Origin of the sequence: Acinetobacter sp. 12966 (genome assembly GCF_031196995.1) — a bacterium.
In the GTDB taxonomy this organism is placed as follows: domain Bacteria; phylum Pseudomonadota; class Gammaproteobacteria; order Pseudomonadales; family Moraxellaceae; genus Acinetobacter; species Acinetobacter geminorum.
This window is the reverse complement of the sequence record NZ_JAVIMC010000033.1, coordinates 1-1701: the sequence shown is the minus strand read 5'-3', so window position 1 is coordinate 1701 and position 1701 is coordinate 1. Positions and strand designations below refer to the sequence as shown.

The window sequence follows — 1701 nt, the reverse complement described above, 5'->3', positions numbered from 1 at the left end:
GTAAGCGTCCGCTGAACACACCTTCTGAATTCATCCTATAAGCCTTAATTTAGTCCACACTTAAAAACAAGTGGGGACTAAAATTTATGACTACAAATCACCAGACATCCATCGCATCTCTTGCGAAAAAACGAAGAACATACAGTGCTGAATTTAAACAGCAGATCGTTCAGGCTTGTAAAGCACCGGACGTTTCAATTGCTTCGGTCGCTTTGCAACATGGATTGAATACAAATCTTGTATCCAAATGGATTCGCTTAATTGATGCTAAGCCAGGGAATGATCGCTCACCACTACCGAATAAACCTGCATTTATTGCCTTATCTTGCTCTGCACCATTAGATCCTACTCCTACTGACATGTTAAAGGTTCAAATTACTTTACCCCACTCAAAAGCAGAAATTGGCTTGAAATGGCAAGTATCAGAAATATCTGCTTTAGCAGAATTACTCAAGGCACTTGCAACATGATCCGCATTGATGAAATCTGGCTTTCTACCCAACCTCTGGATATGCGAGCAGGGATGGATATTGTCATGGCTCAGGTGGTGAGAGCCTTTGGCTACATCAAACCGCATTGTGCTTACCTGTTCTGTAATAAACGTGGCCATCGCATGAAAGTGCTGGTACATGATGGACTGGGCATCTGGCTGTGTGCCCGGCGGCTGGAACAGGGAAAATTCCACTGGGCGCAGGTTCACCAGGGTGAAAGCATGGCGATAAGTCCGGAACAGTTACAGGCACTGATCCAGGGTTTACCTTGGCAGCGCATTGGACGACAGCAGGTGGTGACGATGCTTTAAACCAGACTGTTCCATTCTGCTATTCTCCAAACGTTCTATTTCATTCTTCTCATGACCTCAGGCATACTGCGGTCATGAATACGCTGCCTGACTTAAGCCAACTGACCCATGAACAACTGCTGGAATTCACCAGACAGTTGGCAATGCAGCATCAGTCTCTGGCAGAATCAAATCAAGAGTTAGAAAAATCAAACCAGCAATTGGATGCCAAAGTTCAACATCTTTCTATTCTCACTCAAAAATACGAGCATGAACTGGCGCTGTTTAAAAAGCACAAATTCGCCCAAAAGAATGAACACTTAACGGCAAAACAAATCCATCTGTGGGATGAAGCGGTTGAAGAAGATATTGCCGCGGTTGATCTAGAACTGGAGCGGCTGAATGCAGATAAAACCGATGCAGTGACACACAAAGCCACAGTCAATAAACCTAAACGTCGACCACTGCCAGATCATCTACACACCATCCGTATTGAGCATGAACCTGCATCAACCCAATGTGCTTGTGGATGCCAACTCCGGCGTATCGGCGAAGATGTCAGTGAAAAACTGCATTTCAGACCGGCACAGTTCTATAAGGAACAGCATATCCGTGGCAAATGGGTCTGTGATCAGTGCGACACCCTGACTCAGCAAGCGATGCCAGCCTATGTGATTGATAAAGGCATTGCTTCACCTGAACTGCTCAGCCATGTGTTGGTATCGAAGTATGCCGATCATTTACCGCTGTACCGTCAGCGCCTGATCTATCAGCGGGCGGGCATTGATCTGTCCAGATCCACGTTATCTGACTGGATTGGTCGCTGCGGTGTGGAACTGGAACCTCTGGCCAATGCCTTAAAACAGGTGGTGCTGCAACAGCGGGTGATCCATGCCGATGAAACGCCGGTCACCATTATG

General features: G+C 46.4%; 2 protein-coding genes and 1 pseudogene. All 3 read left to right on the top strand.

The window, feature by feature from the left end; all coding sequences use genetic code 11:
- The first annotated feature begins 86 nt into the window (after positions 1 to 86).
- Entirely contained in the window at positions 87 to 470 is a 384-nt protein-coding gene (locus tag RFW85_RS06355; protein WP_004646130.1) for a transposase, read from the top strand.
- The gene (tnpB, locus tag RFW85_RS06350) at positions 467 to 802 is read left to right on the top strand and encodes an IS66 family insertion sequence element accessory protein TnpB (protein ID WP_004832949.1); all 336 of its coding nucleotides are present in this window, start codon (positions 467 to 469) and stop codon (positions 800 to 802) included. Before RFW85_RS06355 ends, tnpB begins: the two co-directional genes overlap by 4 nt.
- A 74-nt stretch (positions 803 to 876) precedes the next feature.
- A pseudogene (locus RFW85_RS06345) lies at positions 877 to 1701 on the top strand (IS66-like element ISAba46 family transposase); the annotation flags it as partial.

Excerpts from the sequence above, each read along its gene's own strand:
- RFW85_RS06355 (WP_004646130.1), top strand. The coding sequence starts at position 87 with ATGACTACAAATCACCAGACATCCATCGCATCTCTTGCGAAAAAACGA.
- tnpB (WP_004832949.1), top strand. The coding sequence starts at position 467 with ATGATCCGCATTGATGAAATCTGGCTTTCTACCCAACCTCTGGATATG.